Source organism: Cupriavidus taiwanensis (genome assembly GCF_900250075.1).
GTDB lineage: Bacteria > Pseudomonadota > Gammaproteobacteria > Burkholderiales > Burkholderiaceae > Cupriavidus > Cupriavidus taiwanensis_C.
This window is the reverse complement of record NZ_LT977070.1, coordinates 3,096,376-3,117,483: the sequence shown is the minus strand read 5'-3', so window position 1 is coordinate 3,117,483 and position 21,108 is coordinate 3,096,376. Positions and strand designations below refer to the sequence as shown.

Below are 21,108 nucleotides of genomic sequence, written 5' to 3'. Positions count from 1 at the left end.
CAGCCCCGTTTTTCCCTCCGCATGGGGCGCCGCCTGCTCGATTGCCTGGCCTGCTATGCCGCTGCGCACTGACGCGGCATTCCCTTTCAGCCGACCCACAAAGAGGAAAAGATGAGCAAGAAGGACACTCTCACCACTGCCGCCGGCGCACCGGTCGCCGATAACCAGAACTCGCAGACCGCCGGCCCGCGCGGCCCGATGCTGCTGCAGGACGTCTGGTTCCTCGAAAAGCTGGCCCACTTCGACCGCGAAGTCATTCCCGAGCGCCGCGTGCACGCCAAGGGCTCCGGCGCCTACGGCACGCTGCGCATCACCCACGACATCACCCAGTACACCAAGGCCTCGGTGTTTGCCGAGGTCGGCAAGGAAACGCCGCTGTTCATCCGCTTCTCCACCGTTGCCGGCGAGCGCGGCGCGGCCGACGCCGAGCGCGACGTGCGCGGCTTCTCGATCAAGTTCTATACCGACGAAGGCAACTGGGACCTGGTCGGCAACAACACGCCGGTGTTCTTCGTGCGCGACCCGCTCAAGTTCCCCGACTTCATCCACACGCAGAAGCGCAACCCGCGCACCAACCTGCGCGACCCGATCGCGGTGTGGGACTTCTGGTCGCGCCATCCGGAATCGCTGCACCAGGTCACCATCCTGATGAGCGACCGCGGCCTGCCGCAGAACTACCGGCAGATGCACGGCTTCGGCTCGCACACGTACTCGTTCATCAACGCCAATAACGAGCGCTTCTACGTCAAGTTCCACTTCAAGTCGCAGCAGGGCGTGGAGAACTGGACCAACGAGGAAGCGGCCAAGGTGGTGGCAAACGACCGCGAGAGCGCCCAGCGCGACCTGTTCGACAATATCGAGCGCGGCAACTTCCCGCGCTGGAACCTGCGCGTGCAGGTCATGCCGGAGGCCGAGGCGGCCAGGTACCACATCAACCCGTTCGACCTGACCAAGGTCTGGCCGCACAAGGACTATCCGCTGATCGACGTGGGCGTGGTCGAGCTCAACCGCAACCCGGACAACTATTTTGCCGAGGTCGAGCAGGTGGCGATGAACCCGGCCAATATCGTGCCCGGCATCGGCTTCTCGCCCGACAAGATGCTGCAGGGACGGCTGTTCTCGTATGGCGACACGCAGCGCTACCGCCTGGGCATCAACCACGCCCAGATCCCGGTCAATGCGCCGAAATGCCCGTTCCACAACAGCTTCCACCGTGACGGCGCGATGCGAGTGGACGGCAACCAGGGCGGCAAGCTCAACTACGAGCCCAACCGCGAAAGCGCCTACGCCGCCAGCGAGCGCGCAATCGAGCCGCCGCTGGCGCTCGACGGCGCCGCCGACCGCTGGGACCACCGCGTCGACACCGACTACTACAGCCAGCCCGGCGCGCTGTTCCGCCTGTTCGACGAGGGCCAGCGCCAGCGCCTGTTCGCCAATATCGCCGCGGCGATGCAGGGCGTGCCGGAGGCCATCGTGCGCGTGCAGCTGGAACACTTCAGCAAGGCCGACCCGGCCTACGGCGAGGGCGTGAAGCGCGCGCTCAACCTGCAATAAGCGCCCGCCAGGCAACGGCCCCCCGGCGCGGGGTTTGGCCGGGACCGTTGCCCGGTGCAATAATGCGGGGTACCGCGCCGCCCGGCCCCCCGAATCGCCACGATTCGGCAAGCCCGGCGGCGCGCCTCGTGGCTATACCAGAACGGAGCGTATCTACCATGGCAAAGAAGAACGAGATGAGCGTGAATATCGGTATTTCCGACAAGGACCGGAAGAAGATCGCGGAAGGGTTGTCCAAGCTGCTGGCGGACACCTATACCCTCTACCTCAAGACCCACAACTTCCACTGGAACGTGACGGGTCCGATGTTCAATACGCTGCATCTGATGTTCGAGACCCAGTACAACGAACTGGCGCTGGCCGTGGACTCGATCGCCGAGCGTATCCGCGCGCTGGGCTACCCGGCGCCGGGCACCTACAAGGAGTACGCGCGGCTGTCGTCGATCGCCGAGGAAGAGGGCGTGCCCGAGGCCACCGACATGATCCGCAAGCTGGTCGAAGGCCAGGAAGCCGTGGTGCGCACCGCGCGCTCGATCTTCCCGGTGATCGATGCCGCCGGCGACGAGCCCTCGGCCGACCTGCTGACCCAGCGCATGCAGACGCATGAAAAAACCGCGTGGATGCTGCGCTCGATGCTGGCCTGAGGCCGGCCCGCTCTCCTGGCTGCCGCGCCTGCGGCGGCCGGCACTGCGCGTCGCGGCCGTCCGGGCTGCGGCGCGTTTTCATTGAATCGCCCGCCCCGGATCCTCGCCGTGCAGACCCTCTCGCCGTTGCCCCCGACCCCCATGCTTGAACGCCTTGCCCTCTACGCGCGCCTGGTGCGCATCGACAAGCCCATCGGCACGCTGCTGCTGCTGTGGCCGACGCTGTGGGCCATGTGGATGGCGGCGGACGGGCCGCCGCGCTGGGGCCTGTTCTGGATCTTCGTCGCGGGCACCTTCCTGATGCGCTCGGCCGGCTGCGCCATCAATGACTGGGCCGACCGCGACTTCGACAAGCACGTCAAGCGCACCCGGGAACGGCCGCTGACCGCCGGCAAGATCGCCGCGTGGGAAGCGCTGGCGGTGGCCGCCGTGCTGGCGCTGGTGGCGTTTGCGCTGGTGCTGCCGCTCAACGCGCTGACCAAATGGCTGGCGGTGGTGGCCGCGGTGGTGGCGGGCACCTACCCGTTCTTCAAGCGCTTCTTTGCGATTCCGCAGGCCTACCTGGGGATCGCGTTCGGCTTCGGCATCCCGATGGCCTTCGCCGCGATCCAGGACCAGGTGCCGCCGGTGGCCTGGCTGATGCTGCTGGCCAATGTGTTCTGGGCGGTCGCGTATGACACTGCCTATGCCATGGTCGATCGAGACGACGACCTGCTGATCGGCATGAAGACCTCGGCCATCACCTTCGGGCGCTTCGATGTGGCGGCGATCATGCTGTGCTACGCCGCGTTCTTTGCGCTGATGGCATGGGCGGGCGTGCTGCTGGGCCTGGGCTGGCCGTACTGGGTGGGGCTGGTTGCGGCGATCGGCTGTGCCGGCTACCACTACACCCTGATCCGCGAGCGCGACCGGATGCGGTGCTTCGCGGCGTTCCGGCACAACAACTGGCTGGGGGCTTGCGTGTTTGCGGGGACGGCGCTGGCGTACGCGGTGCGGTGATTTGTACGCTGGCTGAGGGTTTGATCCCCTCTCCCGCAGGCGGGCGAGGGGAGCTTGCTGCGGGCGTCCTGGTACTTCAATCCTTGCCGAACTCCGCCCCCATTTCCTTGCCGCGCGCCGCGGCCGCGTGCATCGCCCGCACGAAGGCATCGGCGATGCCCGAGGCCTCCATCGAGGTCAGCGCCGCATAGGTGGTGCCCCCCTTCGACGTCACGCGCTCGCGCAGCGTTGCTACCGGTTCGGGCGATTGCCCCGCCAGCGTGGCCGCGCCGCGGAAGGTTTCCACCGCGAGCTCGCGTCCCTGTTCGGCGCTCAGTCCCAGTTCGGTGGCGGCGCGCTGCATGGCCTCGATGAAATAGAACACGTAGGCCGGGCCGCTGCCGGAAATCGCGGTGACGGCGTCGATCTGCTCATCGCCATCGACCCACACGCACTTGCCGACGGCCTCGGCCACGGCGCTGGCAATCGCCCGGTCTTCGGCCGACAGCGTGGCCGGCGCGGCCAGCCCCGTCATGCCCATGCCCGACAGCGCCGGCGTATTCGGCATCGCCCGCACTACGCGGTTGCGCCCGCCGAGCCAGCGCTGCATGTCCTGCAGCCGGATGCCGGCGGCCACGCTGATCACCAGGTTGCCCGGGCCCTCGCCCGGCAGGTGCGGCAGCAGCTGCGCCGCGGCGTCGCGGAACTGCTGCGGCTTGACCGCCAGCACCAGCACATCGCTGGCGCCGAAGGCGGCGTCCGGGGCCGCGGCCGCATGCACGCCGAGGTCGCGCGCCAGGCGCTGCTGCGCTTCCGGAAACGGGTCGACCACGCGGATCGCGCCGGCGGGCACGCCGCGCGCGATCAGGCCGCCGATCAGTGCGGAAGCCATGTTGCCGCCGCCAAGAAAGCCGAAGGTGAGGGTGTCGAGCATGAAGGTCTCTGGGGTCTGAAAGATTCCGGTCGGGGCGCGGACGTCAGGCGCGCGCGCCGAAGATGGCGGTGCCGATCCGCACCAGGGTGGCGCCCTCGGCGATGGCGGCCTCCATGTCGCCCGACATGCCCATCGACAGCGTGTCGAGCTGCAAGCCGTCGGCGCGCAGCGCCTGCAGCATGGCGCGCATGGCGGCGAACGGGCGCCGTTGCGCGGCGGGGTCGTGCGCGGGTTCGGGGATTGCCATCAACCCGCGCAGCCGCAGGTTGGGCAAGGCCGCGACCGCATGCGCCAGCGCGGGCACCTCGGCCGGGGCGACGCCGCTCTTGCTGGCTTCGCCGCTGATATTGACCTGGATGCAGACCTGCAACGGCGCCATGCCGGCAGGACGCTGGGCCGACAGCCGCTCGGCGATCCTGAGCCGCTCGATGGAGTGCACCCAGTCGAAATGTTCCGCCACCGGGCGCGTCTTGTTGCTTTGCAGCGGGCCGATGAAATGCCATTGCAGGTGGCCGCGCAGGTCGGCCAGCGCGGCGATCTTGTCGATACCTTCCTGGACGTAGTTCTCGCCGAATTCGCGCTGTCCGGCGGCGTATGCGGCCCTTATGCGGTCGGGGGAAACGGTCTTGGAAACGGCCAGCAGGGCGACGTCCCCGGGTTGCCTGCCGGCCTGTTGTGCTGCCGCCGCAATGCCCTGGCGTACGGCTTGCAAGTTGGCGGCAATCACAGACATAATCCGGCGAACATATATATAAGGTACGTCAAGTACCGATAACAAATCAGGGTGGGGTCATTATAGATGGACATCGCGCAGCTATTGGCTTTCGCCGTCAAGAACAAGGCGTCCGATCTTCATCTGTCCGCGGACATGCCGCCGATGGTGCGTATCCACGGCGACATGCGGCGCATCAACGTCGCCTCGATGACGCACAAGGATGTCCACGCCATGGTGTACGACATCATGAGCGACACCCAGCGCAAGGCCTACGAGGAACGCCTCGAAATCGATTTCTCGTTCGAGATCGCCGGCCTGTCGCGCTTCCGCGTCAATGCCTATAACACCCAGCGCGGCGCCGCCGCGGTGTTCCGTACCATTCCGTCCAAGGTGCTGACGCTGGAAGAGCTGCGCGCGCCGGCGGTGTTCGCCGACCTGTGCATGAAGCCGCGCGGGCTGGTGCTGGTGACGGGCCCCACCGGCTCGGGCAAGTCCACCACGCTGGCGGCGATGGTCGATCATCGCAATGAAAACGACATGGGCCACATCCTCACGGTGGAGGACCCGATCGAATTCGTGCACAGCTCCAAGAAGAGCCTGATCAACCAGCGCGAGCTGGGGCCGCATACGCATTCGTTTGCCAACGCGCTGCGCTCGGCGCTGCGTGAGGATCCGGACGTGATCCTGGTGGGCGAACTGCGCGACCTGGAAACCATCCGCCTGGCGCTGACCGCGGCCGAGACCGGCCACCTGGTCTTCGGCACGCTGCACACCAGCTCGGCGGCCAAGACCATCGACCGCGTGGTCGACGTGTTTCCGCCCGAAGAGAAGGACATGGTGCGCACCATGCTGTCGGAGTCGCTGGAAGCGGTGATCTCGCAGACGCTGCTGAAGACCCGCGACGGCAACGGCCGCACCGCCGCGCACGAGATCATGATTGCCACGCCCGCGATCCGCCACCTGATCCGCGAGAACAAGATCGCGCAGATGTACTCGATGATGCAGACCAGCAGCGGGCTGGGCATGCAGACCCTGGACCAGTGCCTGTCGGACCTGATCAAGCGCAGCGTCATTAGCTACAGCGACGCGCGCGCGATTGCCAAGAACCCGGACGCGTTCATGGGCTGAGGCCCGCCTTTTCTTCCTCCAGCAGGACACCGCCATGCTCGACCGCGAATCCGCCGCCAAGTACATCAATGACCTGCTCGAGCTGATGGTCAGCAACCGCGGCTCGGACCTGTTCATCACGTCGGACTTCCCGCCGGCGATCAAGGTCGACGGCAAGATCACGCCGGTGTCGCAGCAGCCGCTGAACCCGACCCAGGCGCTGGGCCTGGTGCGCTCGGTGATGAACGAGCGCCAGGTGCAGGACTTCGACACCAGCCGCGAATGCAATTTTGCGATCAGCGCGCCCAAGGCCGGGCGCTTCCGCGTGTCGGCCTTTATCCAGCAGGGCAAGGCCGGCATGGTGGTGCGCACCATCAATACGCGCATTCCGTCGGTGGCGGACCTGGACCTGCCGCAGACGCTGCATGACGTGGTGATGGCCAAGCGCGGGCTGGTGATCGTGACCGGGGCAACCGGCTCGGGCAAGTCGACCACGCTGGCGGCGATGCTGGACCACCGCAACGCCCACTCCTACGGCCACATCATCACCATCGAGGATCCGATCGAGTACGTGCACGCGCACCAGAACTGCATCGTCACGCAGCGCGAGGTCGGCATCGATACCGAGTCCTGGCACGTGGCGCTGAAGAACACGCTGCGCCAGGCGCCCGACGTGATCCTGATCGGCGAGATCCGCGACCGCGAAACCATGGAGTACGCGATGCAGTATGCCGAGACCGGGCACCTCTGCCTGGCCACGCTGCACGCCAACAACGCCAACCAGGCGATCGACCGCGTGGTCAACTTCTTCCCCGAGGAAAAGCGCCAGCAGCTGCTGATCGACCTGTCGCTGAACCTGAAGGCGATGATCTCGCAGCGCCTGCTGCCGCGCGCGGGCCGCAAGGGCCGGGTGCCGGCGGTGGAGATCATGATCGGCACGCCGCTGGTGGCCGACCTGATCTTCAAGGGCGAGATCCACGAGCTCAAGGAAGTCATCAAGAAATCGCGCGAGCAGGGCATGATTTCGTTCGACCAGGCGCTGTTCGACCTGTACGAGCACGGCAAGATCACCTACGAAGACGCGCTGCGCAACGCCGATTCGCTCAACGACCTGCGCCTGATGATCAAGCTGCACAGCACCCACGCCAAGGACTCGGACCTGGGCGCGGGCACCGAACACCTCAACGTCATCTGAAGGCTGCGCCTTGCTGCGCATTGCCGCGCGTGGCGGTATGCTTGGCTATCTACAGGAGTCTGCCATGAGCAATGTCTACCAGTTTGAAGCCAACTCGCTCGCCGGCCAGCCGGTGCCGCTGTCGCAGTTCCAGGGCAAGGTGATGCTGGTGGTCAATACCGCCAGCGAATGCGGCTTTACCCCGCAGTACGAAGGCCTGCAGAAGCTCTATGACGAGTACCACGGGCGCGGGCTCGAAGTGCTGGGCTTTCCGTGCAACCAGTTCGGCAAGCAGGAGCCGGGCGATGCGCAGCAGATCGGGCAGTTCTGCGAGACGCGGTTCGCGGTGCGCTTCCCGATGTTCGCCAAGATCGACGTCAACGGCCCCGACGCCCATCCGCTGTACCAGTGGCTGACCACCGAGAAGCGTGGCGTGCTCGGTACCCAGGGCATCAAGTGGAATTTCACCAAGTTCCTGCTGCGCCGCGACGGCACGGTGTTCAAGCGCTATGCGCCGACCACCAAGCCGGACGAGCTGCGCGCCGATATCGAGCGGCTGCTGTCCGACCCGGCGGCCTGAACTCAGCCTGAGCCTCAGGCGCCGCTGGCGCGCACCGCGCGCAGGAAGCCGTTGAGCGAGCGGTCCGGGGTTTCGTGGAACTGATCGTCGAGCATGCGGATGGCGCGGCAGCGGTCCAGCCGGAAGCTGCGGTAGTCCTCGCGCGTGGTGCACCAGGTCGCCAGCAGCCAGGCATTGCCCCAGAAGAACAGCCCCAGCGGCATCACTACGCGTTCGGTGATGCGCTGCTGCACGTCGCAGTAGTCGAGCCGCAGCAGCTTGTGTGCGCCCAGCGCGCCATGCACCACGTCGAAGGCCTCGCGCACATGCGCCTGGTTGACGTATTCGGGCGCAAACACGCGGCTTTGCTGCGCCGCCAGCCGGCGCGGCGGCGGCAGCGCCGCCATCAGCTTCTCCAGCGCGGGATCGGCCGCGGCGGCGAGCGCGCCGCCGCCCCAGGCCTTCAGCAGCCGCAGGCCGGCGACCAGCGCTTCCACTTCCATGGCACTGAACATCAGCGGCGGGACGTCGAAGTCGGCGCGCAGCCGGTAGCCGATGCCGGCCTCGCCCTCGACCGGCACGCCCGATAGCGACAGCGCCTGGATATCACGGTAGACGGTGCGTTCCGAAACCCCGAGCCGCTGCGCCAGCAGCGCCGCCGTGGTCAGGCGGCGGCCGCGCAGCACCTGCACGATCTGGAACAGGCGGTCGGCGCGACGGCTCATCGGTCAGCGTGGCCCATGGCGCTCATCCGGCCACCGGCTCGTGCAGGCCGATGCGGTTGCCTTCGCTGTCGGTGATATGCGCGATGCGGCCGATCTCGCCCGGCAGGCGCAGCGGCCCGAACACGGTCTTGCCGCCGGCGCGCGCCGCGCGTTCCAGCAGCGCATCGAGTTCCGGCGCGTGCAGGTACGGCACCGTGCCGTAGTAGTTGCTGGGCCGGTAGCCTTCGCCGGCGACCAGCGCGCCGCCGGGATCGGGGTGCGGGAACACGGCCATGTCGACCTGGCTCATGGTTTCGCGGCGCAGCCGGATATCGAAGACCTGCTCGTAGAAGCCGATGGCGCGGGGCATGTCGACGACGGGGATTTCCAGCCAGTTGATCAGACGTTGGCTCATGATGGGCTCCTGGGTTCCATAGGTAGGGGAGTGAGGAGCTCGCATCATGCGCGGGGGCTGCTGACAGCGTGCTGTCAGGAGGATGTCAGGGACGGGAGGTCAGTGCGGCATCCACGCCGCCATCACCGGCACCAGGATCGCGGTCAGCACGCCGTTCAGGCCCATGCCGAGCGCGGCGAAGGCGCCGGCCTCCTGGTTGACCTGGAACGCCCGCGCGGTGCCGATGCCGTGCGCCGCCACGCCGGTGGCAAAGCCGCGCACGCTGTAGTCGCGGATGCGCAGCAGGTTCAGCAGCATGGTCGCGCTGACCGCGCCGATGATGCCGGTGCCCATCACCAGCACCGCCGTCAGCGACGGCAGCCCGCCGATCTTCTCGGCCACGCCCATGGCGATCGGGATCGTCACCGACTTGGGCGCGAGCGAGCGCACGGTTTCCGGCGAGGCACCCAGCAGCCAGGCAATGCCCACCGCCGCCACCACCGCCACCACCGAGCCGGCCACCAGTCCCGCCAGCAGCGGGAACACATGGGTGCGCAGCTTGGGCAGCTGCAGGTACAGCGGCACCGCCAGCGCCACCGTCGCCGGTCCCAGCAGGAAGTGCACGAACTGCGCGCCGTCGAAGTAGGTCTTGTAGGGCGTGCCGGTGACGGTCAGCACCGTGACCAGCAGCGCCACCGCGATCATCACCGGGTTGGCCAGCGGCGAGAAGCGCGATTTCTCGTAGATGCGGAAGGCAAAGACATAGGCCAGCAGCGTCGCGGTCAGGCCCACCAGCGGGCTGGCGGCAAGGTAGACCCAGATCTCGTTCAGGCGCGGCGTCATCATGCCTGTTCTCCCCTGGCGTCGGCCGGCGGCGCGTCGGGCGAGCCGGAACGCTTGCGCATCAGCATGCGCGTGACCACCGCGGTGGTGGCGATGGCCAGCCAGGTGGACACCACCAGCGCGACCAGGATCGGCATCCACTCGCCCTCGATGCGGTTGGCGTGGACCATGATGCCGACGCCGGCCGGCACGAACAGCAGCGACAGGTGCTTGAGCAGCTCGGTGGTGGTGCCCTGGATCACGGGCAGCAGCCGGTCGTCGAAGACGAGCCAGCCGAACAGCAGGATCATGCCGAGCACGGGGCCGGGCACGGGCAGGGTCAGCGCGTAGCTGATCACCTCGCCGACGGACTGGAAAACCAACAGGATGGCAAAGGTCTGGAGCATGGGGCGGTCGTGGTTGTGCATGGCCCTCTCTCCCGCAAGCGGGAGAGAGCGGAGACAACCACGGCCGGGATGTTATCCCAGCATCCGGTCGACCAGTTCGATCCAGTGCATGACCGGCGTATCGGTGCCGCCCTGCAGGTGCGAGATGCAGCCGATATTGGCCGAGACGATGGCTTCGGGCTGCGTCGCCTGCAGTTTGGCGAGCTTGTCGTCGCGCAGGCGCTGGGACAGTTCCGGCTGCAGCACCGAGTAAGTGCCCGCCGAGCCGCAGCACAGGTGGCTGTCAGCGCAGAGTTTGACTTCCACGCCGAGGCCGGTCAAGAGCGCTTCGACTTTGCCGCGGATCTGCTGGCCGTGCTGCAGCGTGCACGGCGGGTGGTAGGCCACGCGCCGGCCGTCGCGCGGCACCGCGCCGGCGGCGGCATGCAGGTCGTCGGCAAAGTCCGGCAGGATCTCGGACAGGTCGCGCGTCAGCGCCGAGATGCGGCGCGCGCGCTCGGCATAGGCGGGATCGTTGCGCAGCAGGTGGCCGTAGTCCTTGACCATCGCGCCGCAGCCCGATGCGGTCATCACGATGGCTTCGGCGCCGGCTTCGACGTGCGGCCACCACGCGTCGATATTGCGGCGCATATTGTCGAGGCCGCCATCGTGGTCGCCGGTGTGGAAGCGGATCGCGCCGCAGCAGCCGGCCTCGCGCGCCACCACCAGTTGTACGCCGACACGGTCGAACACGCGCGCGGTGGCGGCATTGATGTTGGGCGACATCGCCGGCTGCACGCAACCGTCGAGCAACAGCATCTTGCGCGCATGCGTGTTGCGCGGCCACGTGCCCGGGGCGGCGCTGGCCGACAGCGGCGGCACCTTGGCGCGCAGCGTGCCCGGCAGCAGCGGGCGCACCATCTGGCCCAGGCGCAGCGCCGTGCCGAACAGCGCCGGCCGCGTCAGCCCCTCGCGCAACACCCAGCGCGCGATGCGCTGGCTGGCGGGACGCCGCACGCCTTCGGCCTCGAGCTTGTCGTCGACCAGCTGGCGGCCGATGTCGACCAGCCGTCCGTAGCGCACGCCCGACGGGCAGGTCGATTCGCAGTTGCGGCAGGTCAGGCAACGGTCCAGGTGCAGGCGCGTGCTTTCGGTGATGGCATGGCCTTCGAGTACCTGCTTCATCAGGTAGATGCGCCCGCGCGGCCCGTCCAGCTCATCGCCGAGCAACTGGTAGGTGGGGCAGGTGGCGGTGCAGAAGCCGCAATGCACGCATTTGCCGACGATGGATTTGGCTTCCTCGCCTTCGGGCGTGTCGCGGAGAAAATCGGCCAGGGTCGTTTGCATGATGTGGGGGAAGTTGTGCCTGGGTGTCTGGGCCCGCGGGCTCAGAGCCCAGGGTACATGCGCTGCGGATTGAAGATGCCCGCCGGGTCGAAGGTCTCTTTCAGGCGGCGATGGATCGCGGCCAGCGGCGACGCCAGCGGCGTGAACACGCCCATCGACTTGTCGCCGTGGCGAAACAGCGTGGCATGGCCGCCGGCGGCCTGGGCCACCGCGCGCACGCTTTCGGCGTCGGCCTTGGCGGAGCCCTCTTCGGGCAGCCACCAGCGCTGGCCGCCGCCCCATTCGACCAGCTGTTCGCCGGGCAGCGCCAGCGGCGCGGCCACGGTGGGCACCGCCAGTCGCCACAGCGCGCGGCCCGCGTGGGCCGGGGCAAAGAACGGGTGGGTCTGCTCGCGCAGCGACTGCCACAGCGCGGCGGCGGGCGCCGGCTCCAGGCGTTCGCCGCCCAGCCGTGCGCAGGCCGCGCGCACCGCGGCGCCGGCGCCGGACAGGCGCACGAGCAGCACGCCCGCCTGCCACACCGAAGACGCCAGCGGCAGCGGCTGGCCGCCCCACTGGTTCAGTTGCCGGATGGCTTCGGCCTGCGCCATCTCGAAGCGCAGCGTGGCCTCGTCGAACGGTGCCGGCAGCACCTTGAGCGAGACCTGCAGGATCAGCCCCAGCGTGCCGAGCGAGCCCGCCAGCAACCGCGACACGTCGTAGCCCGCGACGTTCTTCATCACCTGGCCGCCGAAGTCCATCACCTCGCCGCGGCCGTCCATCAGCTGCGCGCCCAGCACGAAGTCGCGCAGCGCGCCCACCGCCTGCCGGCGCGGGCCCGACAAGCCGGCGGCGACGGCGCCGCCCAGCGTCGCCACGCTGGGCTGGCCGGGCAGCGCGAAGTGGGGCGGCTCGAACGCGAGGATCTGGCGCTTTTCCGCCAGCGCGGCCTCGACCTCGGCCAGCGGCGTGCCGCAGCGCGCGGTGATCACCAGTTCGGCCGGGTCGTAGTCGACGATGCCGGTGTAGGCGCGCGTGTCCAGCAACTGGCCTTGCGGCGGCTGGCCGTAGAAGTCCTTGCTGCCGCCGCCGCGCAGCCGCAGCGGGGTGCGGGTCTCGGTGGCTTGCCTGACGGCGTCGCGGAAGGCGTCGAGGGTGGCTTGCATAGTCGTGCGAGATGGGGAAGGTGTCATGGCGAGGCCCAGGGTCAGGTCGAGCCGTCGCGGCCGCCCGGGACTTCAGGCCGGTCGTTCTGATAGGCCGGCAGCTGGCTGCCGCAGTGCTTGCAATACTGTGCGTCGGGCTCGTGCCCCTCGGTCAGGCAATGGGTGCAGGTGCGGGTCGTCAGTGGCCGCTTCATGATGCTGGCGGCCAGCTCGGCGCCGACGATGCCGGTGGGAAAGGCGATGATGCCGTAGCCCAGCAGGATCGTCAGCGAGGTGATGAACTGCCCCAGCGGCGTCTTCGGCACCATGTCGCCGAAGCCGGTGGTGGTCAGCGTCACCACGGCCCAGTACATGCTGACCGGGATGCTGTGGAAGCCGTGCTCCGGGCCCTCGACCACGTACATCACGGTGCCGAGGATCACGGTGATGATGAACACCGCGGCCAGGAACACGAAGATCTTGCGCCGGCTGTTGACCAGCGCGCGGTACAGGATCTCGGCTTCCTCGAAGTACACGGTCAGCTTCAGGATCCGGAACACGCGCAGCAGCCGCAGCAGCCGCACGTCGATCAGGAAATGCAGTTCCGGCACGAAGAACGCCAGCCAGGTCGGCATGATCGAGATGAAGTCGATGACGCCGTAGAAGCTCAGCGCATAGCGCCACGGCCGCCGCACCACCATCAGGCGCATGGCGTACTCGGCCGTGAACAGCAGCGTGAATATCCATTCCAGCGCCGTGAATACCCCGCCCGCGCGCTGGTTCAACGCGGGCAGGCTGTCGAGCATCACGATCATCACGCTGGTGACGATGGCGATCAGCAGCGCGACATCGAAGATGCGCCCTTCGCGCGTATCGGCCTCGAAGATGATGGTGTACCAGCGCTGGCGCCAGCCGGCCTCGGGCTGGCCCAGGCGCTGGCGCACCACGGCTTCCTGGTGCTGGCGCCGGCGGGGATCGTCTCGCATGGCTGGGCTCAGAAGCGCGGCAACTCGGGATGCGGCAGCAGGCCCTTCTTCACGTGCATCTTGCCGTATTCGGCGCAGCGCGCCAGCGTCGGGATGGCCTTGTCGGGGTTGAGCAGCCGCGCCGGGTCGAAGGCGGCCTTGACGCCGAAGAAGGCGTCGCGCTCCGCGGTCGAGAACTGCACGCACATGGAGTTGAGCTTTTCCACGCCCACGCCGTGCTCGCCGGTGACGGTGCCGCCCAGCTCGACGCAGGTTTCCAGGATGTCGGCGCCGAACAGCTCGGCGCGGTGCCACTCGTCCACGTCGCCGCCGTCGAACAGCACCAGCGGGTGCATGTTGCCGTCGCCGGCATGGAACACGTTGATGCAGCGCAGCCCGTACTTCACCTCCATGGCCTCGATGCGCTTGAGCAGCGTGCCGATGTGCTTGCGCGGGATGGTGCCGTCCATGCAGTAATAGTCGGGCGAGATCCGCCCGGCCGCGGGGAAGGCGTTCTTGCGGCCGCTCCAGAAGCGCAGGCGCTCGGCCTCGTTCTGCGAGACCACGATGCGGGTGCAGCCCGATGCCGTCAGCACCGCGCTCATGCGCTCGATCTCCTCGGCCACTTCCTCGGGCGTGCCGTCGGACTCGCACAGCAGGATCGCGGCGGCATCGAGGTCATAGCCCGCATGCACGAACTGCTCGACCGCGGCGGTGGCGGGCTTGTCCATCATTTCCAGCCCGGCCGGGATGATGCCCGCGGCGATCACGTCGGCGACCGCGTTGCCGCCTTTCTCGACATCGTCGAAGCAGGCCATGATCACCTGCGCCAGCTGCGGCTTGGGGATCAGGCGCACGGTGACCTCGGTCACTACCGCCAGCATGCCCTCGGAGCCGATCAGCACGGCCAGCAGGTCCAGCCCGGGCGCATCGGGGGCCTCGGAGCCGAACACCACCACCTCGCCCGACATCGTCACCGCGCGCACGCGCAGCACGTTGTGCACGGTCAGGCCGTACTTCAGGCAGTGCACGCCGCCGGAGTTCTCGCTGACGTTGCCGCCGATGGTGCAGGCGATCTGCGACGACGGGTCGGGCGCGTAGTACAGGTTGTGCGGCGCGGCGGCGTCCGAGATCGCCAGGTTGCGCACGCCCGGCTGGACCACCGCGGTGCGCGCATACGGATCGACCGCCAGGATGCGCTTGAACTTGGCCAGCGACAGCACCAGGCCCTCGGCGATCGGCATGGCGCCGCCCGACAGGCTGGTGCCGGCGCCGCGCGGCACCACCGGCACGCCCAGCTGGTGGCACAGCCGCAGGATGGCGCAGACCTGCTCCTCGGTGTCGGGCAGTGCTACCGCCATCGGCACCTGGCGGTACGCGGCCAGGCCGTCGCATTCATAGGGCACGGTGTCTTCCGGCTTCCACAGCACCGCGGCATCGGGCAGGATCTGCGCCAGGCCGGCCAGCAGCGCGTCGCGACGGCCGTCGGCCGTGGCCGGAGTGTCGGCGGCGCCGGGAGCGAGGGTTTGGGCTTCGTGCGGGGCATTCATGAACGACTCCTGTGGGGTCTCCTGGGCGGGGCGGCCTGTAATGATCGTTTGCCGGCCTGCCGGCCGCGGCGGTGCAGTGCCGGCGCGGGGGACGGGTGACTATAGCGCAGGCCACCTGGCGCGGGCACCACGCCGGACGTGAATTCGGCATGCCGGGCCGATCAAAAATGCTCATCATGCCCGGCGGGCACGGGCTCCGGTTTCAGCGTAGCACCGGCGGCCGGCCAGCGGAATGGCGGGACAGGCGGGTACTGCCTTCAGAGGTCCGGCCGCGCCGGGGCGGCCGGCAGCCGCAGCACCATGTCGAGCTTGTCGTGGAAGTGCGGCGCGACGTACAACGCATCGGGCTCCAGCCCGAAGCGCTCGAAGCCGAGCGATTCGTACAGGCGCACCGCGCCCGCGCTGCCGGCATTGACGCACAGCGTCACCTGGCGCACGCCCGGCATGGCGGCGGCCTGCTGCAGCGCGCGCAGCATCAGCGCGCGGCCGAGCTTGCGCGCGCGCCAGGCCGGCGCCACGTACATGCCGAAGATCGAGGCCTTGTGCCAGTGCTTGCGCCGGGGCTCGCGCATCACGCCAACCATGCCGGCCAGCGCGATGCCGCCGGGGGCGGCCTCGAAGGCGCCGAACATGGCCTTGTCCGCGCTCGGCGCAAGGCGTTGCGCCACCGCTTCCGGCGCCAGGTCCTGTTCTTCTTCCAGGCTGGCGGCAAAGGCTTCGGGCGCCTCGGCCAGTCCCTGCAGCCGCAGCGCGTGGAAGGCCGCGGCATCGTCGGGGGTCAGCAGGCGGATTTCCATTGGCGCAGTCTCCTACCAGTCCAGGCTCAGCAGCCAGTCGACGAAATAGCGCGCCTCGGGCTTTAGCGGCGCCTGTTCGCGCTCGACGATGTAGTAGCCGTGCGGCGATACCGATTCCACATCGAGCAGCCGCACCATCTGCCCCAGCGACAGCCAGTGCCGCGCCATGCGCTGGCGCACCAGCGCCACGCCCTGGTTGGAGGCGATCGCCTCCAGCATCAGCCCGATGTCGTTGAACTGCGGGCCGGTCTGCGGCTCGGGCCAGTCCAGCCCGGCGGTCTCGAACCACGGCTTCCACGGCTCCAGCGGGCTGCGCAGCAGCACCAGGCCGTGCAGGTGCTCGGGCCGGGTGATGGCGCGGCCGTTGACGCGCTCGTAGTACTCGCGCCCGCACGCCGGGAACACCGGCTCCACCAGCAGCTTGGTGGTCTTCAGGTCGGGGTAGCGACCGGTGCCGTAGCGGATCTCGACATCGGTGTCCTCGGCCTTGACGTCGAGGAACGGGATCGCCAGGTGCAGCTCGAGGTCGATATGCGGATAGAGCGCGCCGAACTCAGGCAGGCGCGGCACCAGGTGCTGGCGTCCGAAGGTCGGCGGGATCGCCACGCGCAGGCGCGTGCGCAGCTTGTTGTACTCGGGCCGGGCCAGCTCGTTGAGCGACTTGAGCGCGTCCTGCACGTTGCGCAGGTAGCGCGTGCCGGCGGCGGTCAGCCGCAGCGCGGCGTTGGCGCGCACGAACAGGTCTTCGCCCCACAGCTCCTCGAGATTCTTGATCCGGTGCGAGACCGCGCTGGGCGTCACCGACAGTTCCTCGGCCGCGCGCGCGAAGCTGCCCAGGCGCGCGGCGGCCTCGAACGCGATCAGCAGGTGCAGCGGCGGGACGCGGTTGAACATGGAGGCCATCCGGTCGCAAGCTTTACTGCGCGGCGCCGCGCGCGGCGCTGAAGATCTTGCCCGGATTCAGGATATGGTTGGGATCCAGTGCGTCCTTGATCGCGCGCATCAGGTCGAGCGCATCCTCGCCGTGCTCGTCCACCAGGAAGCGCTGCTTGTGCAGGCCCACGCCGTGCTCGCCGGTGCAGGTGCCGCCCATCGCCAGCGCGCGTTCGACGATGCGCTGGTTGATGGCCTCGGCCTCGGCCATTTCCTCTGGCTTGTCAGGGTCGACCAGAATCGCCACGTGGAAGTTGCCGTCGCCGACATGGCCGACGATGGGGCAGGGCAGCGCCGAGGCGTTCAGGTCCTTCTCGGTCTCGGTGACGCAGTCGGCCAGGCGCGAGATCGGCACGCACACGTCGGTGGTGACCGACTTGCAGCCCGGCTTGAGCTGCAGCATCGCAAAGTACGCGGTATGGCGCGCATTCCACAGCCGGCTGCGGTCTTCCGGACGCGTGGCCCACTCGAAGCCCTGGCCGCCGAAGTCGGCGGTGATCTGCTGCACGGTCTCGGCCTGCTCGCGCACGCCGGCCTCGGTGCCGTGGAATTCGAAGAACAGGTGCGGGGTCTCGGGCAGGGTCAGGTTGTCGTGGCGGTTGATGGCACGGATCGCCAGCGCATCGACGAATTCCACGCGCGCCACCGGCACGCCCAGCTGGATGGTCTGGATCACGGCCTGCACCGCGCTGCCCATGCTGGGGAAGGCGCACACCGCGGCCGAGATCGCCTCGGGCTGCGGATACAGCCGCACCGTGACCTCGGTGATGATGCCGAGCGTGCCTTCGCTGCCGATGAAGAGCCGGGTCAGGTCATAGCCCGCCGACGACTTGCGCGCCTGCGTGCCGGTGCGGATCACGCGGCCGTCGGCGGTCACCACCGTCAGCGCCAGCACGTTCTCGCGCATGGTGCCGTAGCGCACCGCGTTGGTCCCCGACGCGCGCGTGGCGCACATGCCGCCCAGCGACGCGTCGGCGCCCGGGTCGATCGGGAAGAACAGGCCGGTGTCCTTGATCTCCTGGTTGAGCTGCTTGCGCGTGACGCCGGGCTGCACCGTCACGGTCAGGTCCTCGGGCTGCACCGCCAGCACCCGGTTCATCTGCGACAGGTCCAGGCTGATGCCGCCGGCCACCGCCAGCAGGTGGCCTTCCAGCGACGAGCCCGCGCCGTACGGGATCAGCGGCACGCCGTGCTGGTTGCACAGGCGCGCCACCTCGGCCACTTCCTCGGTGCTGTGGGCAAACACCACCGCATCGGGCAGCGCCGGCGGAAACGGCGATTCGTCGCGGCCGTGGTGCTCGCGCACGCCGGCGGAGGTGGTAAAGCGCTCGCCGAAGCGTGCCGCGAGGGCGTCGGCGATGGCGGGCGGCAGCGGACGGCGGGCGAGGGAGGCGGACGGCGTGGGGTGGTTCATGCGGGTCTCCGACGGGTCGGTGCGGCCTCATGGGTGGCGAGGACGCCGAGGGTGCCGGCGGCAGGCTGGGGCGCGACCCGGTTATCGAATGGACGGATAACTGCATTCTACGCCGCGCGGCGGCTGGTGCACCTTCCCGCGGCGAGCGCGCGGCCGATAGCCGCACAAGCCGATGGCGATGCCAGCCCGTGCCGACGGACCCAGCGCGCATGGCTAAGTCGCCGGCTCTGGCGCGATAATGCGCCATTTCCCAACGACCAACCGCTGACAAGGAGACCGGCATGGGCAACCGCCTGTCGAAGATCGCCACCCGCACCGGCGACGCCGGCACCACCGGCCTGGGCGACGGCAGCCGCACCGGCAAGGACAGCCTGCGCATCGCCGCGATCGGCGATGTCGATGAACTGAACTGCCACGTCGGCGTGCTGCTGACCGAAGACCTGCCCGCCGACGTGCGCGCCGCGCTGCTGCATATCCAGCACGACCTGTTCGACCTGGGCGGCGAGCTTTCCATCCCGGGCTACACGCTGCTCAAGCCCGAGCAGGTGGCGCAGCTCGACACCTGGCTGGCCGACTACAACGCCAACCTGCCGCGCCTGGCCGAGTTCATCCTGCCCGGCGGCAGCCGCGCCGCGGCGCAGGCCCACGTCTGCCGCACCGTGTGCCGGCGCGCCGAGCGCGCGCTGGTGGCCCTGGGCGCGGCCGAAGCGCTAAACGAGGCGCCGCGCCAGTACCTGAACCGGCTCTCGGACCTGATGTTCGTGCTGGCGCGGGTGCTGAACCGGGCGGGCGGCGGCTCCGATGTGCTGTGGCAACGCGATCGCGATGACACGGCCAAGTAATTCAAGAGCCACATAAAGCGTTCTGCCAGCGCTTCCTGCTCAAGCCGCGGCGGCGCCTGCCGTTGAATGAGGGCAGAAACCGAGAAAATTACTCGGATTTGCCGGTTCTGCCCTTGAAAAGCCCCCGGACGGCCACATTTCGGCCTCAGGTTGAATTGCAGCCGCGCGGATAGCGCTGGCTCAAGAGGAGAGAATAATGGGTAAGATCATCGGTATCGACCTCGGTACCACCAATAGCTGCGTTGCGATCATGGAGGGCAACACCCCCAAGGTCATCGAAAACTCGGAAGGCGCACGCACCACCCCGTCGATCATCGCCTACATGGAAGACGGTGAAATCCTGGTCGGCGCACCCGCCAAGCGGCAGGCCGTGACCAACCCGCGTAACACGCTGTACGCGGTCAAGCGCCTGATCGGCCGCAAGTTCGAAGAGAAGGAAGTCCAGAAGGACATCGGCCTGATGCCGTATTCCATCGTCAAGGCCGACAACGGCGACGCATGGGTGTCGGTGCGCGACCAGAAGCTGGCGCCGCCGCAGGTCTCCGCCGAAGTGCTGCGCAAGATGAAGAAGACCGCCGAGGACTACCTCGGCGAGCCGGTGACCGAAGCCGTGATCACCGTGCCGGCCTACTTCAACGACTCGCAGCGCCAGGCGACCAAGGACGCCGGCCGCATCGCCGGCCTGGATGTCAAGCGCATCATCAACGAGCCGACCGCGGCCGCGCTGGCCTTCGGCCTGGACAAGAACGAGAAGGGCGACCGCAAGATCGCCGTGTATGACCTCGGCGGCGGCACCTTCGACATCTCGATCATCGAGATCGCGGACGTGGACGGCGAGAAGCAGTTCGAAGTGCTGTCGACCAACGGCGACACCTTCCTGGGCGGCGAAGACTTCGACCAGCGCATCATCGACTACATCATCGGCGAGTTCAAGAAGGACCAGGGCGTCGACCTGTCCAAGGACGTGCTCGCGCTGCAGCGCCTGAAGGAAGCCGCCGAAAAGGCCAAGATCGAACTGTCGAGCTCGCAGCAGACCGAGATCAACCTGCCGTACATCACGGCCGATGCCTCGGGTCCGAAGCACCTGAACCTGAAGATGACCCGCGCCAAGCTGGAATCGCTGGTCGAAGAGCTGATCACCCGCACCATCGAGCCGTGCCGCACCGCGATCAAGGATGCCGGCGTCAAGGTCAGCGACATCGACGACGTGATCCTGGTCGGCGGCATGACCCGCATGCCCAAGGTGCAGGAGCAGGTCAAGGAGTTCTTCGGCAAGGAAGCGCGCAAGGACGTGAACCCGGACGAAGCCGTGGCCGTCGGTGCCGCGATCCAGGGCTCGGTGCTGTCGGGTGACCGCAAGGACGTGCTGCTGCTGGACGTGACGCCGCTGTCGCTGGGCATCGAGACCCTGGGTGGCGTGATGACCAAGATGATCACCAAGAACACCACCATCCCGACCAAGCATGCGCAGGTGTTCTCGACCGCCGACGACAACCAGCCGGCCGTGACCATCAAGGTGTACCAGGGCGAGCGTGAAATGGCCACCGGCAACAAGCTGCTGGGCGAGTTCAACCTCGAGGGCATTCCGCCGGCACCGCGCGGCACGCCGCAGATCGAGGTCTCGTTCGACATCGACGCCAACGGCATCCTGCACGTGGGCGCCAAGGACAAGGCCAGCGGCAAGGAAAACCGGATCACCATCAAGGCCAACTCGGGCCTGTCGGAAGACGAGATCCAGCGCATGGTCAAGGACGCCGAGGCCAACGCCGAGGAAGACAAGAAGGCCCGCGAGCTGGCTGATGCCCGCAACCAGGCCGACGCGCTGATCCACTCGACCAAGAAGGCGCTGACCGAGTACGGCGACAAGCTGGACGCGGGCGAGAAGGAAAAGATCGAGGCCGCGATCAAGGAACTGGAAGACGCCGCGCGCGGCGGCGACAAGACCGAGATCGACGCCAAGGTCAACGCGCTGTCCGAAGTCAGCCAGAAGCTGGGCGAGAAGGTCTACGCCGACATGCAGGCCAAGGCCGGTGAAGGCGCCGCGGCCGGTGCCGCGGGTGCTGCCGGCGGCCAGCAGCAGGCCCAGCCGCAGGACGACAACGTTGTGGACGCCGAATTCAAGGAAGTCAACGACAAGAAGTAATCGGGATACGCGGGCGGCGGTG

General features: G+C 68.1%; 21 protein-coding genes. 8 read left to right on the top strand and 13 right to left on the bottom strand.

Annotated elements, in window-relative coordinates; genetic code table 11:
* Positions 1–111: 111 nt before the first annotated feature.
* The 3 genes from CBM2588_RS14545 to ubiA all read left to right on the top strand — a co-directional run bounded on the left by CBM2588_RS14545 (position 112) and on the right by ubiA (position 3,197).
* Positions 112–1,554 (top strand): catalase, encoded by a 1,443-nt coding sequence (locus tag CBM2588_RS14545; RefSeq protein WP_115681088.1) that lies wholly within the window; start codon positions 112–114, stop codon positions 1,552–1,554.
* 158 nt (positions 1,555–1,712) lie between these two features.
* Entirely contained in the window at positions 1,713–2,198 is a 486-nt protein-coding gene (locus CBM2588_RS14540) for a Dps family protein (RefSeq protein ID WP_092306463.1), read from the top strand.
* A gap of 141 nt (positions 2,199–2,339) precedes the next feature.
* The gene (gene ubiA / locus CBM2588_RS14535) at positions 2,340–3,197 is read left to right on the top strand and encodes a 4-hydroxybenzoate octaprenyltransferase (RefSeq protein ID WP_115681087.1); all 858 of its coding nucleotides are present in this window, start codon (positions 2,340–2,342) and stop codon (positions 3,195–3,197) included.
* Positions 3,198–3,273: 76 nt separating this feature from the next.
* Here ubiA and proC read toward each other — a convergent pair whose 3' ends face one another.
* Together proC and CBM2588_RS14525 are read right to left on the bottom strand one after the other, a co-directional pair.
* On the bottom strand, positions 3,274–4,110 hold the full coding sequence (gene proC, locus CBM2588_RS14530; RefSeq protein ID WP_115681086.1) for a pyrroline-5-carboxylate reductase: 837 nt from the start codon (positions 4,108–4,110) through the stop codon (positions 3,274–3,276).
* 43 nt (positions 4,111–4,153) lie between these two features.
* A complete protein-coding gene (locus CBM2588_RS14525) occupies positions 4,154–4,843 on the bottom strand; it encodes a YggS family pyridoxal phosphate-dependent enzyme (protein WP_115681085.1) in 690 nt (229 codons plus the stop codon).
* A 66-nt stretch (positions 4,844–4,909) separates the two neighbouring features.
* Here CBM2588_RS14525 and CBM2588_RS14520 point away from each other — a divergent pair, with 66 nt between their 5' ends.
* The 3 genes from CBM2588_RS14520 to CBM2588_RS14510 all read left to right on the top strand — a co-directional run bounded on the left by CBM2588_RS14520 (position 4,910) and on the right by CBM2588_RS14510 (position 7,686).
* Complete coding sequence (locus CBM2588_RS14520) at positions 4,910–5,953, top strand: type IV pilus twitching motility protein PilT (protein ID WP_115681084.1); 1,044 nt, start codon at positions 4,910–4,912, stop codon at positions 5,951–5,953.
* A gap of 34 nt (positions 5,954–5,987) precedes the next feature.
* Positions 5,988–7,127: a PilT/PilU family type 4a pilus ATPase gene (locus CBM2588_RS14515; RefSeq protein ID WP_115681083.1), complete on the top strand. Its 1,140-nt coding sequence runs from the start codon at positions 5,988–5,990 to the stop codon at positions 7,125–7,127.
* A gap of 64 nt (positions 7,128–7,191) precedes the next feature.
* Entirely contained in the window at positions 7,192–7,686 is a 495-nt protein-coding gene (locus CBM2588_RS14510) for a glutathione peroxidase (protein ID WP_115681082.1), read from the top strand.
* Between the two features lie 14 nt (positions 7,687–7,700).
* On the opposite strand, the gene CBM2588_RS14505 is transcribed toward CBM2588_RS14510, so the two are convergent.
* From CBM2588_RS14505 to CBM2588_RS14455, 11 genes are all read right to left on the bottom strand, one after another.
* Positions 7,701–8,390 carry a helix-turn-helix transcriptional regulator gene (locus CBM2588_RS14505; RefSeq protein ID WP_115681081.1) on the bottom strand — a complete coding sequence of 230 codons (690 nt, stop codon included), beginning with the start codon at positions 8,388–8,390 and terminating at the stop codon, positions 7,701–7,703.
* A 22-nt stretch (positions 8,391–8,412) separates the two neighbouring features.
* Entirely contained in the window at positions 8,413–8,784 is a 372-nt protein-coding gene (locus tag CBM2588_RS14500; RefSeq protein WP_197717962.1) for a VOC family protein, read from the bottom strand.
* A gap of 99 nt (positions 8,785–8,883) precedes the next feature.
* A complete protein-coding gene (locus CBM2588_RS14495; RefSeq protein ID WP_115681079.1) occupies positions 8,884–9,609 on the bottom strand; it encodes an LrgB family protein in 726 nt (241 codons plus the stop codon).
* Entirely contained in the window at positions 9,606–9,992 is a 387-nt protein-coding gene (locus tag CBM2588_RS14490) for a CidA/LrgA family protein (RefSeq protein ID WP_115681496.1), read from the bottom strand. The genes CBM2588_RS14495 and CBM2588_RS14490 overlap by 4 nt, the downstream gene beginning before the upstream one ends.
* A gap of 72 nt (positions 9,993–10,064) precedes the next feature.
* On the bottom strand, positions 10,065–11,318 hold the full coding sequence (gene glcF, locus CBM2588_RS14485) for a glycolate oxidase subunit GlcF (RefSeq protein ID WP_115681078.1): 1,254 nt from the start codon (positions 11,316–11,318) through the stop codon (positions 10,065–10,067).
* 41 nt (positions 11,319–11,359) lie between these two features.
* Positions 11,360–12,463, bottom strand: coding sequence for a glycolate oxidase subunit GlcE (gene glcE, locus CBM2588_RS14480; RefSeq protein ID WP_115681077.1), 1,104 nt, complete (start codon positions 12,461–12,463; stop codon positions 11,360–11,362).
* A gap of 41 nt (positions 12,464–12,504) precedes the next feature.
* A complete protein-coding gene (locus tag CBM2588_RS14475) occupies positions 12,505–13,428 on the bottom strand; it encodes an ion transporter (RefSeq protein ID WP_115681076.1) in 924 nt (307 codons plus the stop codon).
* 8 nt (positions 13,429–13,436) lie between these two features.
* Positions 13,437–14,957: an FAD-linked oxidase C-terminal domain-containing protein gene (locus tag CBM2588_RS14470; protein WP_115681075.1), complete on the bottom strand. Its 1,521-nt coding sequence runs from the start codon at positions 14,955–14,957 to the stop codon at positions 13,437–13,439.
* Positions 14,958–15,214: 257 nt separating this feature from the next.
* Complete coding sequence (locus CBM2588_RS14465) at positions 15,215–15,754, bottom strand: GNAT family N-acetyltransferase (protein ID WP_115681074.1); 540 nt, start codon at positions 15,752–15,754, stop codon at positions 15,215–15,217.
* 12 nt (positions 15,755–15,766) lie between these two features.
* Positions 15,767–16,657, bottom strand: a complete 891-nt coding sequence (locus CBM2588_RS14460; protein WP_115681073.1) for a LysR substrate-binding domain-containing protein — start codon at positions 16,655–16,657, stop codon at positions 15,767–15,769.
* Positions 16,658–16,670: 13 nt separating this feature from the next.
* The gene (locus CBM2588_RS14455) at positions 16,671–18,101 is read right to left on the bottom strand and encodes an FAD-binding oxidoreductase (RefSeq protein WP_115681072.1); all 1,431 of its coding nucleotides are present in this window, start codon (positions 18,099–18,101) and stop codon (positions 16,671–16,673) included.
* 281 nt (positions 18,102–18,382) lie between these two features.
* Between CBM2588_RS14455 and CBM2588_RS14450 the strand changes: the two genes are divergently transcribed.
* Entirely contained in the window at positions 18,383–18,943 is a 561-nt protein-coding gene (locus CBM2588_RS14450; protein WP_115681071.1) for a cob(I)yrinic acid a,c-diamide adenosyltransferase, read from the top strand.
* A 196-nt stretch (positions 18,944–19,139) separates the two neighbouring features.
* A complete protein-coding gene (gene dnaK, locus CBM2588_RS14445) occupies positions 19,140–21,086 on the top strand; it encodes a molecular chaperone DnaK (RefSeq protein ID WP_115681070.1) in 1,947 nt (648 codons plus the stop codon).
* Positions 21,087–21,108 lie beyond the last annotated feature (22 nt).